A 16,980-nucleotide genomic window follows, 5' to 3' on the forward strand; every position below is an offset into this window, starting at 1 on the left:
GGTCCGGAATGAATACACGTGTGCAGGGTCAAGAGCGGTACGAGGGTGAGCGGGACTGCTATACCTGTGGCAAGGCTGGCGGGCCCATGCGGTATGGCGTGCGTATCACAGTCCCCGAGGGAGAGAGCGAGTGTGACGCCAACGTGCATGAAACGGCTGAGTTCTTCGCCTGTGACAACACGGAGCATCTCGGAGACGCTGTAGACGCAGCAACCCGAAATAATTTCGGCACGATCGTCAGCGTGGTCAGGTTCCGTGTTGATCTAACCCTGTAGTTCTCGCCTCAGCGGCTCTGAGCCCCGTTCGGCCCCAGTGGTCGGGCGGGGCTTTCGCATGGCTTCAGCGAGCTACACAGCGCCGCGATGTAGAAGTGTAGTTACAGACCCTGTTTCTGTAATCCCTTAGAAAACCCTATAGGAAAACAGAAGTACCCCGCAAAACTACATTCCTACATGCGCACTCCACTCGCTAGATCCTCTTCGAAAGGGGATCACATGCCGATCAAGACCACGCCAGGACAGAACCGCTTCTACTACAAGGAAGCGGAGCCGGACACCAAGTACCCGGGCGTTACCCGCATCGTGGACATGTTGCCTAAGCCGTTCCTTCAGCGCTGGTACGCGAACATGTCTGCTGAGCTTGCCATTGACTCGCTGGACTTCATCGCTGCCATGGCTGAGCGCGACCGCGAAGGGGCCAAGAAGTACCTTGCTGGCGCTGCCCCGCGATACACCAGCGCGCGGAGCAAGATTGGCAGCCAGGCACACGACCTGTTTGAGCGTCAGATTCGGCGTGAGCCCATTGGGCGGGTACACCCTGATCTAGAGCCGTACCGGCGGGGATTTGCCGATTTCTTGGAGCGTGTGCGGCCGGAGCTTGTGCGCGCTGAGGACGTCGCATGGTCCGACACCTACCGCTATGCGGGCAGCTTTGATGCCTGGCTGCGGCTGCGCGTGGTCACAAACGCTGATGGCACATGGACGATGGACCCTGCCAATGCCAGTGGTGCGGCCGTTTGGGTAAACGTCATAGCTGACTGGAAGACATCCAAGAGCGTGTGGCCCAGCGTCGCACTTCAGATGGCGGCATACGCCAGCGCTGACAAGCTCATTGATCCGTCTGGCGCTGAAGAGCGCATGCCCACATTCAGCGGCGCAGTCGTACTTCACATCACGCCGGAAGGCTGGACGCTGCATCCTGTGTATGCTCCGCAGCTCGCTGAGGCGTTCAGCCACTTCGTGTACCTGCGCCAGACCTTTGATTGGGAGCAGAGTTGCAGCCGTAAGGCTCTGGGTGCCCCGCTGGCAGCCTCCCGCGTGGCTACTGGTACTCAGCGCCGCGCCTAGCCCGTTGTGAGCCCCTGGTGTCCCTCGTGGGATGCCGGGGGCTTTTTTCTGTCCGGCGCAGCCTGTCATTCGACTCGCTAGAGCTCCCTTTGAAGGCAGATGGCTACGCGAGGAGAGACGATGCACGAGTTCGTTGCATGGCCCAAGACCACTCGCCTTTTTCGGGACATCATCGTCACGGAAAAGCTGGACGGCACGAACGCAGCAATCCATATCAGCGCTTTTGATAAGCGCGCGCAGTCGCCATACCCAGGTACCGCGTACACCACTGTTGTGGGTGGCACTCGGTACATAGTTTCTGCACAGAGCCGCAAGCGCATCATCACGCCCGGCAAGACCACCGACAATTTCGGTTTTGCCGCATGGGTTTACGAAAATGCCGCACAGCTCGTGACCCTGCTCGGGGAAGGGTTGCATTTCGGCGAATGGTGGGGCCAAGGAATTCAGCGAGGCTATGCCCGCGACTTGCGCAGCTTCTCTCTATTCAACACAGAGCGGTATGCGGGTATTCGGGAAACGGTTGGTACCGCAACGCTGGGTGTTGTTCCGACGCTGTACGTAGGCATGTTCAGCGAAAAGGCGATTGGCACAGCGCTGGGGAACCTTGCTGCGTCTGGGTCAGTTGCCGCACCGCATTTCATGCGCCCTGAGGGCATCTGCGTCTATCACACGGCTTCGCGCAGCGTCAGCAAGGTCACGCTAGACAACAACGACGCGGGCAAGTGGGAGGCGTAGCGGCTGGCATTCGACTCGCTAGAGCCCATTTGAAGGGGGACGGAGCGGCAGGAATAGCCCGCGCTGGCGCACTAGCCATAAGACGTGGTGACCCTGCTCCGCCCCTCTGATCACTCTCACAGACAAGGCGGCCCGCATGGCTCTTCGCATTTTCGACACCGACCCCGACGCTAAGCCCGTAAAGCGCGAGACTACATCGTTCGAGCGTCCGGCCTTTCAGTTCCGGTCCGGTATGCAGCGCGACAAGAAGCCGGTAAGCCTGAGCGCCTGGCGCGTGCTGACCGACGACCCGGCCATAGCCGCTGGCATTGCTGAGTTGTACGGCGGCACGCCCGAAGAGTACGACGCAACGAAGGACATGAACCTGCATGTCCTTACTGAAGCCAACGCGGTTGAAATCGTCATCGACGGTAGCGCAGCCATTGAGGACAAACTCATTCTCTGGGGTCCGGTCGGCCCCATCCACGAGTGTGATGGCCAGTACTCCCTTCTGCCTGAAGACAAGGGAGAGCCGTGCGGCTGCCCCGAGCTGATGACTGAGCGCAAGGAGCGGGCCAAGAAGAAGCGCGGTCCGGCACCCTCCATCAACGTGACTTTCCGGCTCGCTGGTCTGGGCTATGAGCTGGGCGTGGGCAAGATGATCGCCACTGCCTGGACGCTGGCTGAGGTCATTCACGAAGTCAAGGATGCGCTAGACGCTGTGGATGGCCCCGCGCTGTGTGAGCTGAAGCTTGAGCATGTCGAATATGACTCGCCAAAGTTCGGCCGCGTGAGCTATCACAAGCCGGTAATTACTGTGCTCGGCAGCTACAACGATGCCATCGGCGAAGAGCGCTGAGCAAGGCTAATGGCACAGTGGACAACCATTTCTGAAGAGTGCGTGACCACAGACGCACAACTCTTCAAGGCGGCGCCGGACGAACTTGTTCAGCGCCCCTTGTGGGAGTTTCCTCCGCGCCAGCGCCTGACTGTACTTTCTGAGCGTGCCCGGCGCGGATTCCTGAGCACCGACCCTGAGCCTATTGGCGATCCCGAATACAGCTAACACTAGGAGCGAAGCTATGGCCCTTTATGCGGTTTCCCGCACTGACGACGTTCAGCCTGGCGAGTTTGTCAGCGCCCTTGTCATTGCTGGTGGCGCGGCACAGGCACGAAATGCTGTCAGGCACTTTGAGGGTGTGACAGCGAAGAATGTGCAGGCTAAGCGGACTGACGTTGTCGCTGACGTTTCGATTCTGTCGACCTACTTTGATGAGCGGGAGCCTGCGCAGCCTGACACGCTTGACGCCTTCCCTGAGTTTTAAGAGCTCCGCCGATTGCCCGGCACTTGCGCTGTCGCGCGGGTGCCGGGCCTGAGGCAGTAGGAAGCTAGGGAGGAAGTATGGCGAAGCTGTCGACCAGTTCAATTGTGCTCGAAGCGTCCTACGAGGAACTTGCGCTGATTTTGCGCGGCCTCAAAGCGCTGATCACGTACGAGACGTCTACCGCGAAGGAAGACGCTGCGGTACAAACCCTTCTTGCAGAACTGAGCGGAGAGTAACCCATGGGTAAAAGAGGGGTCGTAACCGACTATGCAGGCGAAGAGCTTCATGCAGGTGACCTCGTGGCCTATTCGGCCAGACAGGGCAACCGGGTGCGTGTAGCTGACGCAATCGTGCTGGAAGCCACCGCACGCAGCACATCCGTTGAGGGTGTCGGCAACGTGCTGATTCCCGTACTGCATATTCAGCCCACGGGCACGGAATCCGGCTTCACCAGGCGCAAGACGCTGACGCCACAATGGATCACCACGGAGCACGTGCGACTGATCACCCCCGGATTCGCCGTATGAACGATCCGTTTAGCGAATGCCGCAAGCATGCCGTGCAGATGCGCGAGTTCTATGACGCGTACATCTTCGCGGGATTCTCTCCCGCTGAGGCATTCGCAATGACGCTGGTTGTTGTCAAGGGGCTGTGTCAGCGGTGACCACATACAGGAAACCGTAGGTGGACAGGCGCGTCTCGCATGACACAGCCCCAGCGCTGGGAGACCTTCGGAAATTGGGGCACGGTGACACAATCTGGCTGCAAGCCGACGCGCGACAGCGCAAGGACTGGACACGCTACGCCGATGCACTGGCCACAGCCATTGCGCGGGGCGCTGACGTTAGGTGGTTTCATGCTTGAAACACTCAAGGCAGTGCTAGTCATTTTCGTCGTAGTGGCAGTGACGTGGCTCATGTTCTTCGGTCTATGGATGGCCGTTCTGGCAGGTGCGTAGCAATGAAAATCTGTCGGCTATGTGGGCGGGCCAAACCCGCTGAACAGTTTTTGGCAGGCAAAGCCAAGAAACCAAGCTCTGCTTGCGCCACGTGTCGCCGCAAAAAGCAACAGCAGCACATCAAGGGCTATTACCGGTCGCTGTCGCCAGATGAGCGTCACAGGCTGACCCATAAGCGGCGTGCAGAGGCGTATGGCGTGGTCCATGAGGCGTATTCGCGTACCGCCATTTTCACGCGCTGGGGTTATGCCTGTGCCTATTGCGGTGCCCACGCCACCCATCTTGACCACGTTCGCCCGCTGAGTAGGGGCGGGGTGGATGCGGAGCGCAACATTGTGCCTGCCTGTCAACGCTGCAACCTTTCCAAGGGTGCTAAGACGCTGGCGGAATGGGCGCTGACATTCAAGCGCGACGAGACGCCCGGTAACGGCTACCCCTTCTAGCGCGCTACCGACTGCCTCTCCTATCGCTGAAATCAAAAGAGAGGGGTCAATCATGCTGTTCAGGGACATCCTTGACCGATTCAGCGAAGTGAGCGAAGAGGCGGACGGGGGTTACCTTGCGGCGTGTCCGGCGCACAGTGATTCCCGTCCGTCTCTTCGGATTTGGCGGGGGGATGACAACAAAGTTCGGGTACATTGCCGAGCGGGTTGCACCTTTGACGCTATCGCTGGCGCGGCTGGGCTGAGATCTTCTGCCTTCTTCGATGTTGAGGGGGAAGGGGCAACAGTGCCAAAGGAGCGACCTGCGATGGTGGGCATTGCGCACATTGCGGCTTTGGCCATGTACGTGGATGAGTCCACAACGCGGTTGCCAAATAGCAAGCGAGCCATTGACTACATGAGTCGGCGGTTCGGGCTTTCCGTAGATGATGCCGTGGGGCTGGGGCTGGGATATGACGAGGGTACTGGTTTCGCTTACACCAGCGATGCATTTGATCGTTTTCCGCGCCTGGTAGTTCCACTATGTGATTTTGACGGTGTGCCTCGCGGCTTGCAGGGTCGGGATATCAGCGGCGAATGCCCCGGGCGCTGGGTATCCCTGATGAATCCGAAGGGGCGACGCTGGGCACCCTACGGCGTGTTCCATGGACAGGGTGGCTACGGGGTCACGCTGGTGACCGAAGGGCCCGGAGATGGCCTTACAGCGGTTGCAGTCGGCTACGACGTGGTTATGGTTCGGGGTGCTGCGCTGGCGGGTAGCCCGGAGTTGCTAGCTGAGCTTGCCGAAGGGCTTCGCGGTACTCAGATCATCGCATGTGGGGACAATGACGAAGCTGGGCTTCGTTTCAACAGGCTGTTGGCCGAAGGACTTAAGCCCTATGGCACTCCGGTCTTCGAGTTGCGCATACCCGACTATGGCCCGAAGACTGATCTAACAGCGTGGCGTGAGGCAGACCCGCTAATCTTTGCCCCGGCACTGCACAAGGCGGTCAAGGGCGCGAAGCCTGTAGCAGATGCCCGCGAAGCCCAGCGCGAAGCCGTCAGCGAGGAACTGAACGAAGCAACCGGCGCAGACATTGTGTCGAGTGATCAGGGTCATGAAGCGGCGCGTATTCTCGCGGGGCTCTTGGAACGCTACGGCGACACGGACGCCATGAATGCGCATGCGCTGGTTGCTTGGTGTGACGGACGTATTCGCTGGGCAAAGGGGCTCGGCTTCTATGTCTGGAACGGGCGCGTCTGGGAGCCGAGCCAAGTCAAGGTGCGGCAGGAAATCCACCGCATGGCCGCTGCTCTCATGCTCGCTGGCAAGGTCAAAGAGGCGAAACCGTTCGCGACCACATCGCGGATAGACGACCTAATGACTGAGTTGAAAGCCGTGCCATCGGTGTATGTGGCCGCTGGCGACTTTGATGCTCGCCCGGATCTGCTCAGCTTTCGCAATGGCACCGTTGAGCTTCGCACTGGGCGCCTGAGACCACATGCGAAGAGCGACATGATTACGTACTGCCTTGATCTCGAATACGAACCTTCAGCGGAATGTCCTCGTTGGGAGGACTTTCTTGCGGAAATCTTTCCCGATGACCCTGAGTTGGTGCCGTACATTCAGCGCCTCTGCGGGTACGGCGTCACGGGGTATACCGATGAGCAGTGTTTCGCTGTGCTCTGGGGCAAAGGTGCGAACGGCAAGAGTGTGCTTACTGACACGCTGTCTGAGGTCTTTCGAAGCGTGTCGAAGACTACGCCGTTCGCCACTTTCGAAGAAAAGGCCAGCGGAGGAATCCCGAACGATATTGCCGCGTTGCGCGGGGCCCGGCTGGTTATGGCCTCTGAGGGCGAGTCAGGCAAGCCTATGAGCGAAGCGGTTCTGAAGCGGGTCACGGGTAAGGACATGATCGCGGCCCGCTTCCTTCGGCAGGAATTCTTCGAGTTCAAGCCGTCCTTTCTGCTCATGCTGGCGACGAATCACAAGCCGAAATTCCGGGGGCAGGATGACGGGCTTTGGCGACGCGTGAAAATGATCCCCTTCAAGCGGTTCTTTGCTCCGCATGAGCGTGACCACGACCTTGACAAAAAGCTCATGGCGGAAGCACAGGGCATTGCAGCGTGGGCAGTTCGAGGTGCAGCCCGCTGGTTTGCCGAAGGCTTGGCCGACCCTGAGTGCATTAGTGCAGCTACGCGAGAGTACAAGGAAACGTCAGACACGCTGGCTGGCTTCTTTCCTGGGGTGCTGACGCGTGACGATGGTGCCCGCTTGGATGGGGCGGAAGCCTACAACTGCTACCGCGACTGGTGTGAAGCTGAAGGCCTTCCGTCCAAGGAAGTTTGGTCGCGTCGCGCGTTCTATGGAGCCATGGAAGAGCGTGGCATTCAGCGGGTGCGCGTGGCTAAGGGTATGGCGCTGGTAGGAATCCGGCTTGCGCAGAGCACTGCGAAGCCATCGGGTCCGGGCATCTTCGCCCAGGATTAACACAACACGCAGAAGGGGTCATGTACAGGAAACTGTATGTGACCCCTTTTTGCTGCACACAAAGAGGCGGTATGAAGGTATACCCGTACGAGATCGCTGGCTCATCGGTCACAGTCAAGGTGCCTGAGAGCTACGCCGACTTGCAGGAATTCAAAGCGTGGTTTAAGCGCGCTAACGACGCTGGACCCATTGCGCTTGACACAGAGACTACGGGGCTCGACATCTATTCGCCCGGGTATCGACTGCGGACAGTGCAGTTTGGCGACCGGTTTAACGCGTGGGTGCTTCTGTACGAGTACGGCGGCTACCATGCTGGCACCGCTGAGTGGGCCCTGCATCACGGGCAACAGTTTCTGATCCACAACGCGCCGTTCGATTGGGCCGTGTTGGATCGCCACGCGGACATGCCCATTGAGAGCCTGGCGCCACGCACTGTAGACACTCGGCTAAAGGCCGGACTTGTTGACCCGCGTCAGCCCCAAGAAGGTGGACGTGGTACTGCCCTCAAGCCGCTCAGCGCCTACTATATTGATCCGGCTTCGCCTGACACTCAGGGTGACCTGACGGCTGTCTTCCGGTCGCTGAAGCTCACGAAGGCCACGGGATGGGCTGGCATTCCGCTGGAGCACCCAACATATCTTCTGTACGCGGGTCTGGACGTGCTACTGACAGCGCGCCTGAACGTGGCCCTTGACGCTGAGCTGGCGAAGCTGGACGTACGACCCCGCCTTATCGCCTACGAGCACGAGATAGCTCGCATCTGCGCCATCATGCAGCGAACGGGAATGGTGCTCGATGTGGATTACACCCGGGCGCTGGACGCGCAGCTAGGCGAAGAGGCTGTGCATTTCGAAGCTCAGGCACTCCGCTATGGAGTATCCAGTGTCAACAGCATTCGGCAAATCTCTGAAGCCCTGGTGGGCATGGGGGAAACCCTCACGGAGCGCACGGCCAGCGGAGCCCTGAAAGTCGATAAGGCCGTACTGAGTGCGCTTGCTGATGTCAGCCTACAAGGTGAGCGCCTGAACCTGCGAAAGCCCAATCCGCTCGCTGAAGCCATTCTGCGCAGCAAGCGGGCTGGAAAGTGGCGCAGCACATACACGCAGACATTCTTGGGAGCTGCGGACGCTGAGGGCCGCGTTCACTGCTTTATAAATTCAATGCAGGCGCGCACGGGCCGTATGAGCATCACCCGTCCGGCGCTGCAAACGCTCCCATCCGGTGACGCCATGATCCGGCGCTGTCTGTTGGCGGAGCCAAATCACGTAATGGTCTCGACCGACTTCGCTGCGGTTGAGCTTCGCGTGCTTGCTGCGCTGGCAGATGTGACGCAGATGAAGCGGGCCATCAACGCTGGCGAGGATCTGCATTCCTTCACAGCGCGAATGGTATTCGGCGAAGACTTCACCCCAAAGCACCGGAAGATCTCCAAGGGAATTGCCTTCGGCAAGGTGTACGGGGGAGGGGCTGCGACCATTCAGCGGCAAACCGGCGCGCCCATGGAAGAGGTAAGGCGCGCGCTTGCCGCGTATGACCGCGTGTACCCGGAAGTCAAGCGCATGTCCAACCGCTGGCAGCGCGAAGCGTACGAGACTGGCATGGTGCACCTGAGCGTCACTGGGCGGCGCCTGCCCCTCGACAGAGAGCGCATGTACGCCGTTGTGAACTACGCCTGTCAGAGCGTTGCGCGCGACTGTTTGGGACAAAGCCTCATCAACATGGAGGAACAGGGGCTTTTGCCGTACATGCGACTGCCCATCCATGACGAGGTTTTGTGCAGCGTGCCTGAGGCTGATGCCGGGGCGTTCGCCGAGTCCATCCGCGAAGCTATGACGTTCGATCTGTTCGGCGTCCCCATTGAGGCTGAGGCGGAGATTGGTCGGCGTAGTTGGGGCAGCCTCTACGGTGCCGACGTGTGACCTGAACTAGTCCCTGTGTGACTCTCTGCTGATCGGTTGGTTACGCAGAGGTCACATACAGGAAACTGCAAGTGGCTGCGGAGCGGCCAGTTTCCATGATTTTTTGATCGGTTGTGGTGCTGAGCCGCCTAAGGTCACGACCTTCGTTCGATAGGTCATCGTCCGGTTTGGCATATGCCCGCCCTGTCATCCCAAGGGACGAACCGGGTCACGCCTTCGAATCTTCGAACAACTTCTACTGCCTTGCACGGGTCTACTGGGTAGCTCAAGCGCGAACCTTATTGACCACCTACAGGAAAAAGCGTCTACTCACCCCAGCGACGACGAAGGCTCCGGCCGGACCTTCGTACAAGCGGAACCCCCGATCTGAGGGGGCTAGTCCGCTCCGCCTTCCATGACCTGATGACCCTGGGCACCCCCATGCCGTGACCCACGTCACTCGTCTACCGGCCGATGGCTAACCCCTTCCAGGCATTCGACTCGCTCTCTCTCCATCTGAGACCAGCGAACGGAAGGAACCAGCCATGTTGAACATGGACCTCATCCACGCAGCCCAGCGCAACGACCTTGACGGGATCAAGGCGGTGCTTGAAGCCCTCGAAGGCCGAATAGCCACGCTGGCAAGGGCCGCAGCCAACCGCATGAAGCTCACTGGCTCACACTTCAGTGACCACTACGAAGATGCCTCGCAAGAAGCCAGCTTGGCGCTGTGGGAGGCGCTGCCCCGTTTCGCTGGCGAAACGGTCGATTCGTTCTTCGCCTTCATGTACTCGTCCATGGACAACAGACTCAAGGACAAGAGCCGCAGCGAGATGAACGCCGGAATCGACAAGGACGCAATCAAGGTCTTTGCCTCCATGCTCGAACGGGCAGATGGTGACCAGCACCTTGCTGAGCAACTCGCCCAGAGCGTTCCGCCCAAGGGAATACGGCTCGGCGCTGACCGTGCCCGTGCGGCCCGCCTGGCGTGGCAGGGAACAACGTCGCTGGACAGTCAGATGTCTGAGACTGAGCTGCCGTGGTCTGACACGAACCTGACTAGCCCATGGGGCGTGCCGGGTGACCTGGTAACGGCGGAAGACCTCAACGGCGAAGATCGCGCAGCCAAGATAGCCACCGTGAATGCTGTGCTGGATTCCATGAGTGACAACCAAGCGAATGCGCTGCGACTCTCCTACGGAATCGGCGGAGCACAGTGTTTCGGTACGGGCGAAGCCGGTGACCTTCCCGGGCTGGCTGCGGCGCTGGGGCTGGGGATCATTCCGGCGCGTGATGCCCGCGTGAAGGGTCACAAGACGTTCGCCAAGCGCTACATCAAGGCAGTGGCCCGCGACGACGCAGAGGCTGAAGAGCTGACCGCTATCGCTGCGGAGCGTCTCGGTCGTGGCGGTCGCAAGTGAGCTACGCGGCCCTGTACTGGGCACACCGAAGGGTAAGGGAAGTCCCGTACAGGCGCGCTGACGTCATGGCCCGATGGGGAACCCGCTGTGCCTATTGTGACGCGCCAGCGGAGCACCTAGACCACATCAAGCCCATCGCGAAGGGCGGGACTGACGTTCTTCGGAACGTGCTCCCGGCTTGCGCACCCTGTAACACGTCTAAGGGCACGCTGACGCTAGCTCAGTGGGCAGCAACATTTGGCGCACGTGAAAAAGAGAGCGTGACGGTATGAGGTACACCCTGACAAACGGCTACAGCGTCCATGTGGCTGAGCTTGCCCACGGCATGACCGAGTTCGAGATGCTAAACGCCGAAGGTGAAACCACCAGCGTGGTTAACCTGCATGGAGTCGAGGCAGCCGACCTGAAGATCAGCCTTCGTGTGCTGCAATGCCTGAGAGGGCGCTAGATATGGCCAAGATTGACGCTTCCGTGGATGAGCCTACGGCCGTCTCCCGTCTGGCCGATCGGGTGGACGTCTACACGATTGCGGCAGCACTGATTCGAGCAAACGTGCCGCAGGGCGTCGAGCCTGACGACATCCTCAGGCTGACAGAGTGGCTCGCTGGCGACGACTTCTGATCGCGGGCAACGGGTCATGTACAGGAAACTGCATGTGCCCCTACCTCTCAGGTACCACATGCAGTTTCCTGTAGGTGCTTGCGCTGAGGCGTAGCCGTGCCCCATAGTGGTCTCGGCGCCGAAGCGCTCAGGTAACCGTCTGGAGGAACCATGCCGAAGATGACGCGGACCGAACTCAAGCGGAAGGCTCAAGACGCTCTCATGAACGGGATCGCGAATACCCTTGGTTACTACGACCCTAGGGATTGCGGGGTTGAAATGACAGAGGCTGAGCTGGCCGAGTTCCGCGAGATCATTCAGCGCGAGGCTGATCGTGTGGCTCGTCTGTTCGGATATGAGAGCGCATGGAGCAACTGAGGTGCGACACGCCGACTCAATCCGCAGCGTAGGGGCAGTGGCCATGCGACTGGAAGGTGACTTCCACGTGCTGGAAGCAGAGGTGACAACCGCTGGGGGCATTCAGAAGCTACTGCGCATGACAGAGGCTGACGCATCCTGGTTGGCTTCGCAGATCGCAGAGTGCCTAGCTAAGCGACCTGCTGAAGACCGTGCGGAGCGATTCCGTGCAGCCGTACGCGCCGGTAGATAGTCATAGAGAGGCCCCCAGAAATGGGGGCCTCTTTCGCGTAGGTAGCGTGACGTGTCCATGTCAAGTATGGGCATATTCCCTTGCGCTCGTATGGGTGTTCGAGTAACAATGTGTGCTCGCTCGGAAGCTGGGTGTAGATCATCGCGTCCCGCCTTCACAGGAACTACATACTCCGCCAACCTCTGTTCACTTCTAGACCACACGTACGTGAGAGTCATACGATCTGGCCCATCCAACTTGGCCAGATCTGAGGGGGGATTAGGTCATGGTCGCATTTATTGATCTTGCGCCGGTACCAACTGTCAACGTGCTCTTGGCAGTTCCCGTGTCGTGGGGGGCAGGCGGATGGTCCTGGGGCGAGTTGCCGAGACTCGGAACGGTGCTGGCGCGAGAGTACGTCTACGACGCAGCCGAGTGCGCATCAGTTGTCAATACCTACGGCACGATGATGAGCCGCATGATTCGGACATGCGAGGCGGATCGGTTCTGCATCACGGTCCGTGGTCGCGTAACTGGTCTGATTCTGCGGCGTGCTGAGTGGGTGTGGGACGACCATGCCCACACGTATGCAGCCCACGGTGAGCCCCTGGACGGCTGGAGGGTGGCCGCACGGGCCTACTGGGAGGCCACTGGGCAGCTAATTGGCGCGCAACGGTTTGAACGCTCAGGGCGCCTTCCCATCGTGCGTGATGCCGTGAAGCTGGACGCTCGCCGGAACCGCTTGGCATCCTCACTGCTGAACAGAGCTGCCGCCTAGACATGGCGAAGCCCCGCCAGCCCTGTGTCAGGCTGGCGGGGCTCAGGTGGCTAGGCCTGCTTGGCGAACTGCACAAGCCCAGCAAAGGCCTGCGGCGCCAGCATGAGGGACGGACCCTCAGGTTGCTTGCTGTCCCGCACGGGAACAACGCCAGTGCTGGCAAGGTTCAGGGCAGCCTCTACACACTGGCCACCATTGCCGCTGTACGAAGACTTGACCCACTGGGGGCTATCAGTTGTCACGGGGTGCCCTTTCGAAGTTCTTGGATCATGGCGACCGAAGCCGCCTGTGACAGCGACTCAGCCTGTAGCTGATGGTAAGCCGTCAAGTGGGGAAGCACCGAAGGGGATTCGCGCTCCAGGTGGCCACGCTGCGATGACTCGGCGTAGGACATCAGCGTCCGGTCTGGCGCTGTCAGCACGGTTATGGGCAGGTTGAAGGGGCGCCTGGCTCCCATGCTGAACGGTGCAACCTGGAGGGTCGTGTTGGGCAGCTCAGCGAAGTTGATCAAGCGCTCTAGCTGGGCATCCATGACGGACGGTTCGCCCATGGGACGCCGGATGCAGCCCTCATCGAGTACGACGAAGAGCAGGGGCACCGGGAAGCGGTTCAGGGCGGCTTGCCGACGCGCTACTAGGGCGACTCGCTCTTGTGCCTGATCAGGCGTAATAGCCTGCCGCCGCACTGCGTCCGCTTCCAGTGTTGTTGCGTACTCCGGCGTCTGAAGTAGACCCGGGATCACCCCCACTTCGTACAGGCGGATCTCAGCGGCGCGCGCTTCGTGTGTCAGGTACTCCGAGAAGCCCTCCAACAGCGCTGTGTGTCGGACGGCACGCGTTTGCCGTTGGAGCCGATCACCCGTTCCCAGCGCCCTGTCAGCACTTGCGGCGAAGCGAAGAGTTGGAGAGCGGCGCCCAGTTTCTACCGCAGAAATGTGCGTGCCTGAGCACCCCATACGCTCGGCTAACTCATCCTGGGTCCATCCCCGTTCGTCGCGCAGCTCCCGTAGTCGCTGGCCAAACCGAGCACGGGGGGAAGCGGTGGGGTCTAGATCTTTGCGGTTGACCATGGCCACTCAACTCCCTAAACAGAAGGCGCAAGTTGAAGACTTTGTGAGTGTAGGGGAACCTCAAGGTACCTGGTAGTGATTCCGCTACACGGAGGAGTGATCATGCCCCGTGACGATGGCACGCGGTACGCGGTAGACACCGCAACCGGCAAAGTCGGAGTGATTCAAGAGCGATACGCGGGGAGCGTGTACCTACGTCCTCCCGGCGGCGGAACTGAATGGGCTGTACCGCCGGAAAGGCTCAGGCACCTGACCCGCGAAGAGGAGGCACGTGTTCGCGTTCTGGACACCCCGGTTGGTGGTCGGCGCGCGTGAATCCATCGGTGTACGTACCTAGGCTCGAACCGGTGCCAATGCCTGACTGTCCAACATGCACTGAGGCGAGCAGGCAGCGAGCCGCCGCCCACATGTCGGGCCGCCCTGCGGACGTGCAAAGAGCAACCGAAGCCATTCGACAGCACTCCACGGGCCACAAACCCTGAGACCCCGCGCGGCTTTCTGATCGTTTGCCCGCGCGGTATGGCCGCCCATGATCCGGTGTGCATCCGGTAGGCGGTACCAGCGACGGGCCCTGAGGGGCGTTCCTCAGGGCCCGTTGTACCCCAATCGAGCGGAAGGAGTAGAAGGATGGCTTGCCCGCAGTGCGGAAGCACTAACGTCACTTCCACTGGTGGCGGAGCGTGGACGTGCATGGTGTGTAGCTACCGCTGGTACCCCGGGTACACGGAGGAACCTCAATGGATGGCGACGCAAGCCTTGATCGCATTCTTCAGGCGGCAGTACAGGACAGTGGCGACCAACCCCGGCAGTGCCGAACTTGTGGTGCTGCGCTAGTCATCACTGTCCGCGAAGCTGTGCAAGAGTCCGGCAAGGGACTCCCAGAGGTACAAGTGCGGGGCCACTGCCCAACAGGTTGCAAAGAACCCCTGTACGGCACCAACTAGTCAACCCCGCCCAGTGATCAACCAGGGCGGAGCTTCCGGTTTGCCGTACAGGGCGAAGTCTGCCCCACTAGTCTCATCTCGATGGGTGAGCACCGGCCACTCGGTTACCCGCCTTCATGGCCGATGCCCACGTCGTGTTACGGCCTGCCTGCCGTCAGCGGCGGTTGCTGATCCAGATTGCAATCTGGATCAGCAACTAGGCGGCCCGAGCAACAAGACGCCCCACCTGACGTCACATCAGGTGGGGCTTTTCGCTGCCTACATGCCCAACGCGTGTCGCAGCTTTTCAAACGCGGGCTGCTGCGCCCGAGAAAACACAACGGCGTAACGATCAATGCGTGCCATCTGCGCGGGTCTGCGCTGCACGCGCGGCGGGGGAGTGCCAGGCACTATCAGCCGGAGCCAGCCCACGGACAGCGCCCCCGCCTGGTGCCACTCCACAGCGCTGATCTGCTCGACCGGTACGCGGATCTCACCAGACCGCCGACTGATTGTGATGGCGGCTCCGTCCCACTGCATACGGCCAGTGCGCCCCTGAGCGTCCATGTGCGTTGCCTCCCCTTGGATGTTGGGCGGAATCCTACGCCGTGCAGGTGTTCTGATGGGCTTGTGGACAGTCCATAGGTGTTCCCATACCATTCGGCATGGTCATGGGGAATCTGGCCGCCACCTCGCACGGGGCCTGCGTGGTGATCCCGGCGGCGTCCTTCGACCCGGAGGCGACGCTGCGGGCCGTCGAGCGGGAGCGCTGCACCTCGCTGTACGGCGTGCCGACGATGTTCATCGCCGAACTGAACCTCCCCGGCTTCGCCGCGTACGACCTCTCCTCGCTGCGTACCGGAATCATGGCGGGCTCACCGTGCCCGGCGGAGGTGATGAAGCGGGTGGTCGCCGAGATGCACATGGCCGAGGTGTCCATCTGCTACGGCATGACCGAGACCTCCCCGGTCTCCACCCAGACCCGCGCGGACGACGACCTGGAGCGGCGCACCGGCACGGTCGGCCGGGTCATGCCGCACGTCGAGGTGAAGGTCGTCGACCCGGCCACCGGCGTCACCGTCCCGCGCGGCGAGCCGGGCGAGCTGTGCACCCGCGGCTACAGCGTGATGCTGGGCTACTGGGACGAGCCGGAGCGGACCGCCGAGACCATCGACGCGGGGCGCTGGATGCACACCGGCGATCTGGCGGTGATGCGCGAGGACGGGTACGTCGAGATCGTCGGCCGCATCAAGGACATGATCATCCGCGGTGGTGAGAACGTGTACCCGCGGGAGATCGAGGAGTTCCTGTACCGGCATCCCAAGATCACCGACGTGCAGGTCGTCGGGGTGCCGGACGAGCGGTACGGCGAGGAGATCCTGGCCTGTGTCATCCCGCGCGACCCGGCGGACCCGCCCACCCTGGACGAGATCGCCGCGTACTGCCGCGAGCGGCTGGCCCACTACAAGGTCCCGCGCCACCTGCGGGTTCTCGACTCCTTCCCGATGACGGTCAGCGGCAAGGTCCGCAAGGTGGAGCTGCGGGAGGGCTACGGCGCCTGAGGGCCGGGGGCGGCCCCGGCGCCCCGGGAGACCAGCTCCCGAGCCGCCTGGTTCACCGGCTGGGGCGTGCCCGTCAGATCCAGGACGAACAGCGGAACGCGCAGCTGGTCGGCGCGCTCCCTGGCGTCCCGCGTGTACCCGGCGAGCGAGAAGTGGACGCTGCGCGCGGACGCGGTCATCCCGTGCAACCACAGGCACTCGACGGCCTTGAGCGACGCCGGCCGCGTCGTCGGGTCCACCTGCGCCACCAGGCCCCGGCCCCGCAGGTCGATGCCGGAGGCGGCGGGCGGTTCGGCCTGGAGTATGTCGCTGAAGCCGAGCCAGGTCAGATAGAGCCCGGCCGCCGTCACCGCGTCCCGCGCGGTACGGATCGTGAGCGGCCGGAACGTCCGGCGCTCCCGCGCCCCCGGCGGCCGCGGCGGCGCGCTCGCGGAAGCAGGCGCTGGCGGCGCCGTCACCGGTCGTACGGGCACCTTGAGGACCGCTCCGCAGGAGCAGCCGAGCTCGGGCTGCGGCCACTGGCTCTGCCTGCCGCAGGCCCGGCACCGGACCGTGACCCAGGTGTCCGTCCAGGTCCGGTGGGTGATCGGCGAGGGTGCGGCGCCGCGCTGGATGGGCGGCGCGAGCGGGGCCCCGCAGGCGCACGGGTACGCGGGTGGCACGTAGACGTGATCGCGCCGACAGGTTGGACAGCGCACCGGCACGCCCTCACCGCTCATCCGCCCCCACCTTCATGACGACGCGGCCCGTATCGGGGTCGGGTCCGCGCCGGACGAGGCCCCCGGCGGCCCGCCCGGGGGGTTCCGCGGTCCATGGTCCATCAACCGCGACCGCGGCGTGGCGCATTCGTACATCCCGGCACTCCCTTGACGGGTCGGCCAAGC

At 61.7% G+C, this 16,980-nt stretch carries 18 protein-coding genes and 1 pseudogene; 15 read left to right on the forward strand and 4 right to left on the reverse strand.

The genetic code is table 11. From position 1 onward, the window contains the following. The first annotated feature begins 494 nt into the window (after positions 1–494). From DT019_RS08625 to DT019_RS08690, 14 genes are all read left to right on the forward strand, one after another. On the forward strand, positions 495–1,346 hold the full coding sequence (locus DT019_RS08625) for a hypothetical protein (RefSeq protein WP_114036119.1): 852 nt from the start codon (positions 495–497) through the stop codon (positions 1,344–1,346). A 120-nt stretch (positions 1,347–1,466) separates the two neighbouring features. Further along, positions 1,467–2,081 (forward strand): RNA ligase family protein, encoded by a 615-nt coding sequence (locus DT019_RS08630; protein ID WP_189389310.1) that lies wholly within the window; start codon positions 1,467–1,469, stop codon positions 2,079–2,081. A gap of 136 nt (positions 2,082–2,217) precedes the next feature. After that, complete coding sequence (locus DT019_RS08635) at positions 2,218–2,919, forward strand: hypothetical protein (protein ID WP_114036121.1); 702 nt, start codon at positions 2,218–2,220, stop codon at positions 2,917–2,919. A gap of 543 nt (positions 2,920–3,462) precedes the next feature. Next, positions 3,463–3,621 (forward strand): hypothetical protein, encoded by a 159-nt coding sequence (locus DT019_RS39455; protein ID WP_189389313.1) that lies wholly within the window; start codon positions 3,463–3,465, stop codon positions 3,619–3,621. A 63-nt stretch (positions 3,622–3,684) separates the two neighbouring features. After that, positions 3,685–3,912 carry a hypothetical protein gene (locus tag DT019_RS08650; protein WP_223279359.1) on the forward strand — a complete coding sequence of 76 codons (228 nt, stop codon included), beginning with the start codon at positions 3,685–3,687 and terminating at the stop codon, positions 3,910–3,912. Then, complete coding sequence (locus tag DT019_RS39460; RefSeq protein ID WP_189389317.1) at positions 3,909–4,049, forward strand: hypothetical protein; 141 nt, start codon at positions 3,909–3,911, stop codon at positions 4,047–4,049. The genes DT019_RS08650 and DT019_RS39460 overlap by 4 nt, the downstream gene beginning before the upstream one ends. A gap of 296 nt (positions 4,050–4,345) precedes the next feature. After that, positions 4,346–4,786, forward strand: a complete 441-nt coding sequence (locus tag DT019_RS08660; RefSeq protein WP_114036126.1) for an HNH endonuclease — start codon at positions 4,346–4,348, stop codon at positions 4,784–4,786. A gap of 307 nt (positions 4,787–5,093) precedes the next feature. Continuing rightward, a complete protein-coding gene (locus tag DT019_RS08665) occupies positions 5,094–7,256 on the forward strand; it encodes a phage/plasmid primase, P4 family (RefSeq protein WP_223279360.1) in 2,163 nt (720 codons plus the stop codon). A 20-nt stretch (positions 7,257–7,276) separates the two neighbouring features. Next, the gene (locus tag DT019_RS08670) at positions 7,277–9,175 is read left to right on the forward strand and encodes a DNA polymerase (RefSeq protein WP_223279361.1); all 1,899 of its coding nucleotides are present in this window, start codon (positions 7,277–7,279) and stop codon (positions 9,173–9,175) included. 524 nt (positions 9,176–9,699) lie between these two features. Then, the gene (locus DT019_RS08675; RefSeq protein WP_114036129.1) at positions 9,700–10,575 is read left to right on the forward strand and encodes an RNA polymerase sigma factor; all 876 of its coding nucleotides are present in this window, start codon (positions 9,700–9,702) and stop codon (positions 10,573–10,575) included. A gap of 65 nt (positions 10,576–10,640) precedes the next feature. Further along, positions 10,641–10,847: an HNH endonuclease gene (locus DT019_RS41030; RefSeq protein WP_114036510.1), complete on the forward strand. Its 207-nt coding sequence runs from the start codon at positions 10,641–10,643 to the stop codon at positions 10,845–10,847. Next, entirely contained in the window at positions 10,844–11,023 is a 180-nt protein-coding gene (locus tag DT019_RS08685; RefSeq protein WP_114036130.1) for a hypothetical protein, read from the forward strand. Before DT019_RS41030 ends, DT019_RS08685 begins: the two co-directional genes overlap by 4 nt. Positions 11,024–11,025: 2 nt before the next feature. Next, positions 11,026–11,196 (forward strand): hypothetical protein, encoded by a 171-nt coding sequence (locus DT019_RS39465; RefSeq protein WP_189389320.1) that lies wholly within the window; start codon positions 11,026–11,028, stop codon positions 11,194–11,196. A gap of 150 nt (positions 11,197–11,346) precedes the next feature. Continuing rightward, complete coding sequence (locus tag DT019_RS08690; protein WP_114036131.1) at positions 11,347–11,553, forward strand: hypothetical protein; 207 nt, start codon at positions 11,347–11,349, stop codon at positions 11,551–11,553. A 1,039-nt stretch (positions 11,554–12,592) separates the two neighbouring features. Here DT019_RS08690 and DT019_RS08695 read toward each other — a convergent pair. The 3 genes from DT019_RS08695 to DT019_RS41035 form a co-directional block, all read right to left on the reverse strand. Further along, positions 12,593–12,784 (reverse strand): DUF397 domain-containing protein, encoded by a 192-nt coding sequence (locus tag DT019_RS08695; protein ID WP_114036132.1) that lies wholly within the window; start codon positions 12,782–12,784, stop codon positions 12,593–12,595. Further along, positions 12,781–13,611, reverse strand: coding sequence for a helix-turn-helix domain-containing protein (locus tag DT019_RS08700; RefSeq protein ID WP_114036133.1), 831 nt, complete (start codon positions 13,609–13,611; stop codon positions 12,781–12,783). Before DT019_RS08700 ends, DT019_RS08695 begins: the two co-directional genes overlap by 4 nt. 1,202 nt (positions 13,612–14,813) lie before the next feature. Further along, on the reverse strand, positions 14,814–15,194 hold the full coding sequence (locus DT019_RS41035) for a DUF4429 domain-containing protein (protein ID WP_114036134.1): 381 nt from the start codon (positions 15,192–15,194) through the stop codon (positions 14,814–14,816). On the opposite strand from DT019_RS41035, the pseudogene DT019_RS08710 reads away from it, so the two are divergent. Beyond that, positions 15,194–16,096: pseudogene (locus DT019_RS08710) on the forward strand (AMP-binding protein); the annotation flags it as partial. The gene DT019_RS41035 and the pseudogene DT019_RS08710 sit on opposite strands and share 1 nt — an antisense overlap. Here the strand turns inward: DT019_RS08710 and DT019_RS08715 are convergent. Next, complete coding sequence (locus tag DT019_RS08715) at positions 16,084–16,815, reverse strand: hypothetical protein (RefSeq protein WP_114036135.1); 732 nt, start codon at positions 16,813–16,815, stop codon at positions 16,084–16,086. The pseudogene DT019_RS08710 and the gene DT019_RS08715 overlap by 13 nt on opposite strands. Positions 16,816–16,980 lie beyond the last annotated feature (165 nt).

This window comes from Streptomyces sp. SDr-06 (assembly GCF_003324565.1).
Lineage (GTDB): Bacteria > Actinomycetota > Actinomycetes > Streptomycetales > Streptomycetaceae > Streptomyces.

Coding starts and splice junctions, on each gene's coding strand:
- DT019_RS41030 (WP_114036510.1), top strand. CDS start 10,641: ATGGCCCGATGGGGAACCCGCTGTGCCTATTGTGACGCGCCAGCGGAG.
- DT019_RS08700 (WP_114036133.1), bottom strand. CDS start 13,611: ATGGTCAACCGCAAAGATCTAGACCCCACCGCTTCCCCCCGTGCTCGG.
- DT019_RS08675 (WP_114036129.1), top strand. CDS start 9,700: ATGTTGAACATGGACCTCATCCACGCAGCCCAGCGCAACGACCTTGAC.
- DT019_RS08690 (WP_114036131.1), top strand. CDS start 11,347: ATGCCGAAGATGACGCGGACCGAACTCAAGCGGAAGGCTCAAGACGCT.
- DT019_RS39460 (WP_189389317.1), top strand. CDS start 3,909: ATGAACGATCCGTTTAGCGAATGCCGCAAGCATGCCGTGCAGATGCGC.
- DT019_RS08665 (WP_223279360.1), top strand. CDS start 5,094: ATGGTGGGCATTGCGCACATTGCGGCTTTGGCCATGTACGTGGATGAG.
- DT019_RS41035 (WP_114036134.1), bottom strand. CDS start 15,194: ATGGTATGGGAACACCTATGGACTGTCCACAAGCCCATCAGAACACCT.
- DT019_RS08635 (WP_114036121.1), top strand. CDS start 2,218: ATGGCTCTTCGCATTTTCGACACCGACCCCGACGCTAAGCCCGTAAAG.
- DT019_RS08685 (WP_114036130.1), top strand. CDS start 10,844: ATGAGGTACACCCTGACAAACGGCTACAGCGTCCATGTGGCTGAGCTT.
- DT019_RS08715 (WP_114036135.1), bottom strand. CDS start 16,815: ATGAGCGGTGAGGGCGTGCCGGTGCGCTGTCCAACCTGTCGGCGCGAT.
- DT019_RS39465 (WP_189389320.1), top strand. CDS start 11,026: ATGGCCAAGATTGACGCTTCCGTGGATGAGCCTACGGCCGTCTCCCGT.
- DT019_RS39455 (WP_189389313.1), top strand. CDS start 3,463: ATGGCGAAGCTGTCGACCAGTTCAATTGTGCTCGAAGCGTCCTACGAG.
- DT019_RS08630 (WP_189389310.1), top strand. CDS start 1,467: ATGCACGAGTTCGTTGCATGGCCCAAGACCACTCGCCTTTTTCGGGAC.
- DT019_RS08625 (WP_114036119.1), top strand. CDS start 495: ATGCCGATCAAGACCACGCCAGGACAGAACCGCTTCTACTACAAGGAA.
- DT019_RS08670 (WP_223279361.1), top strand. CDS start 7,277: ATGTACAGGAAACTGTATGTGACCCCTTTTTGCTGCACACAAAGAGGC.
- DT019_RS08660 (WP_114036126.1), top strand. CDS start 4,346: ATGAAAATCTGTCGGCTATGTGGGCGGGCCAAACCCGCTGAACAGTTT.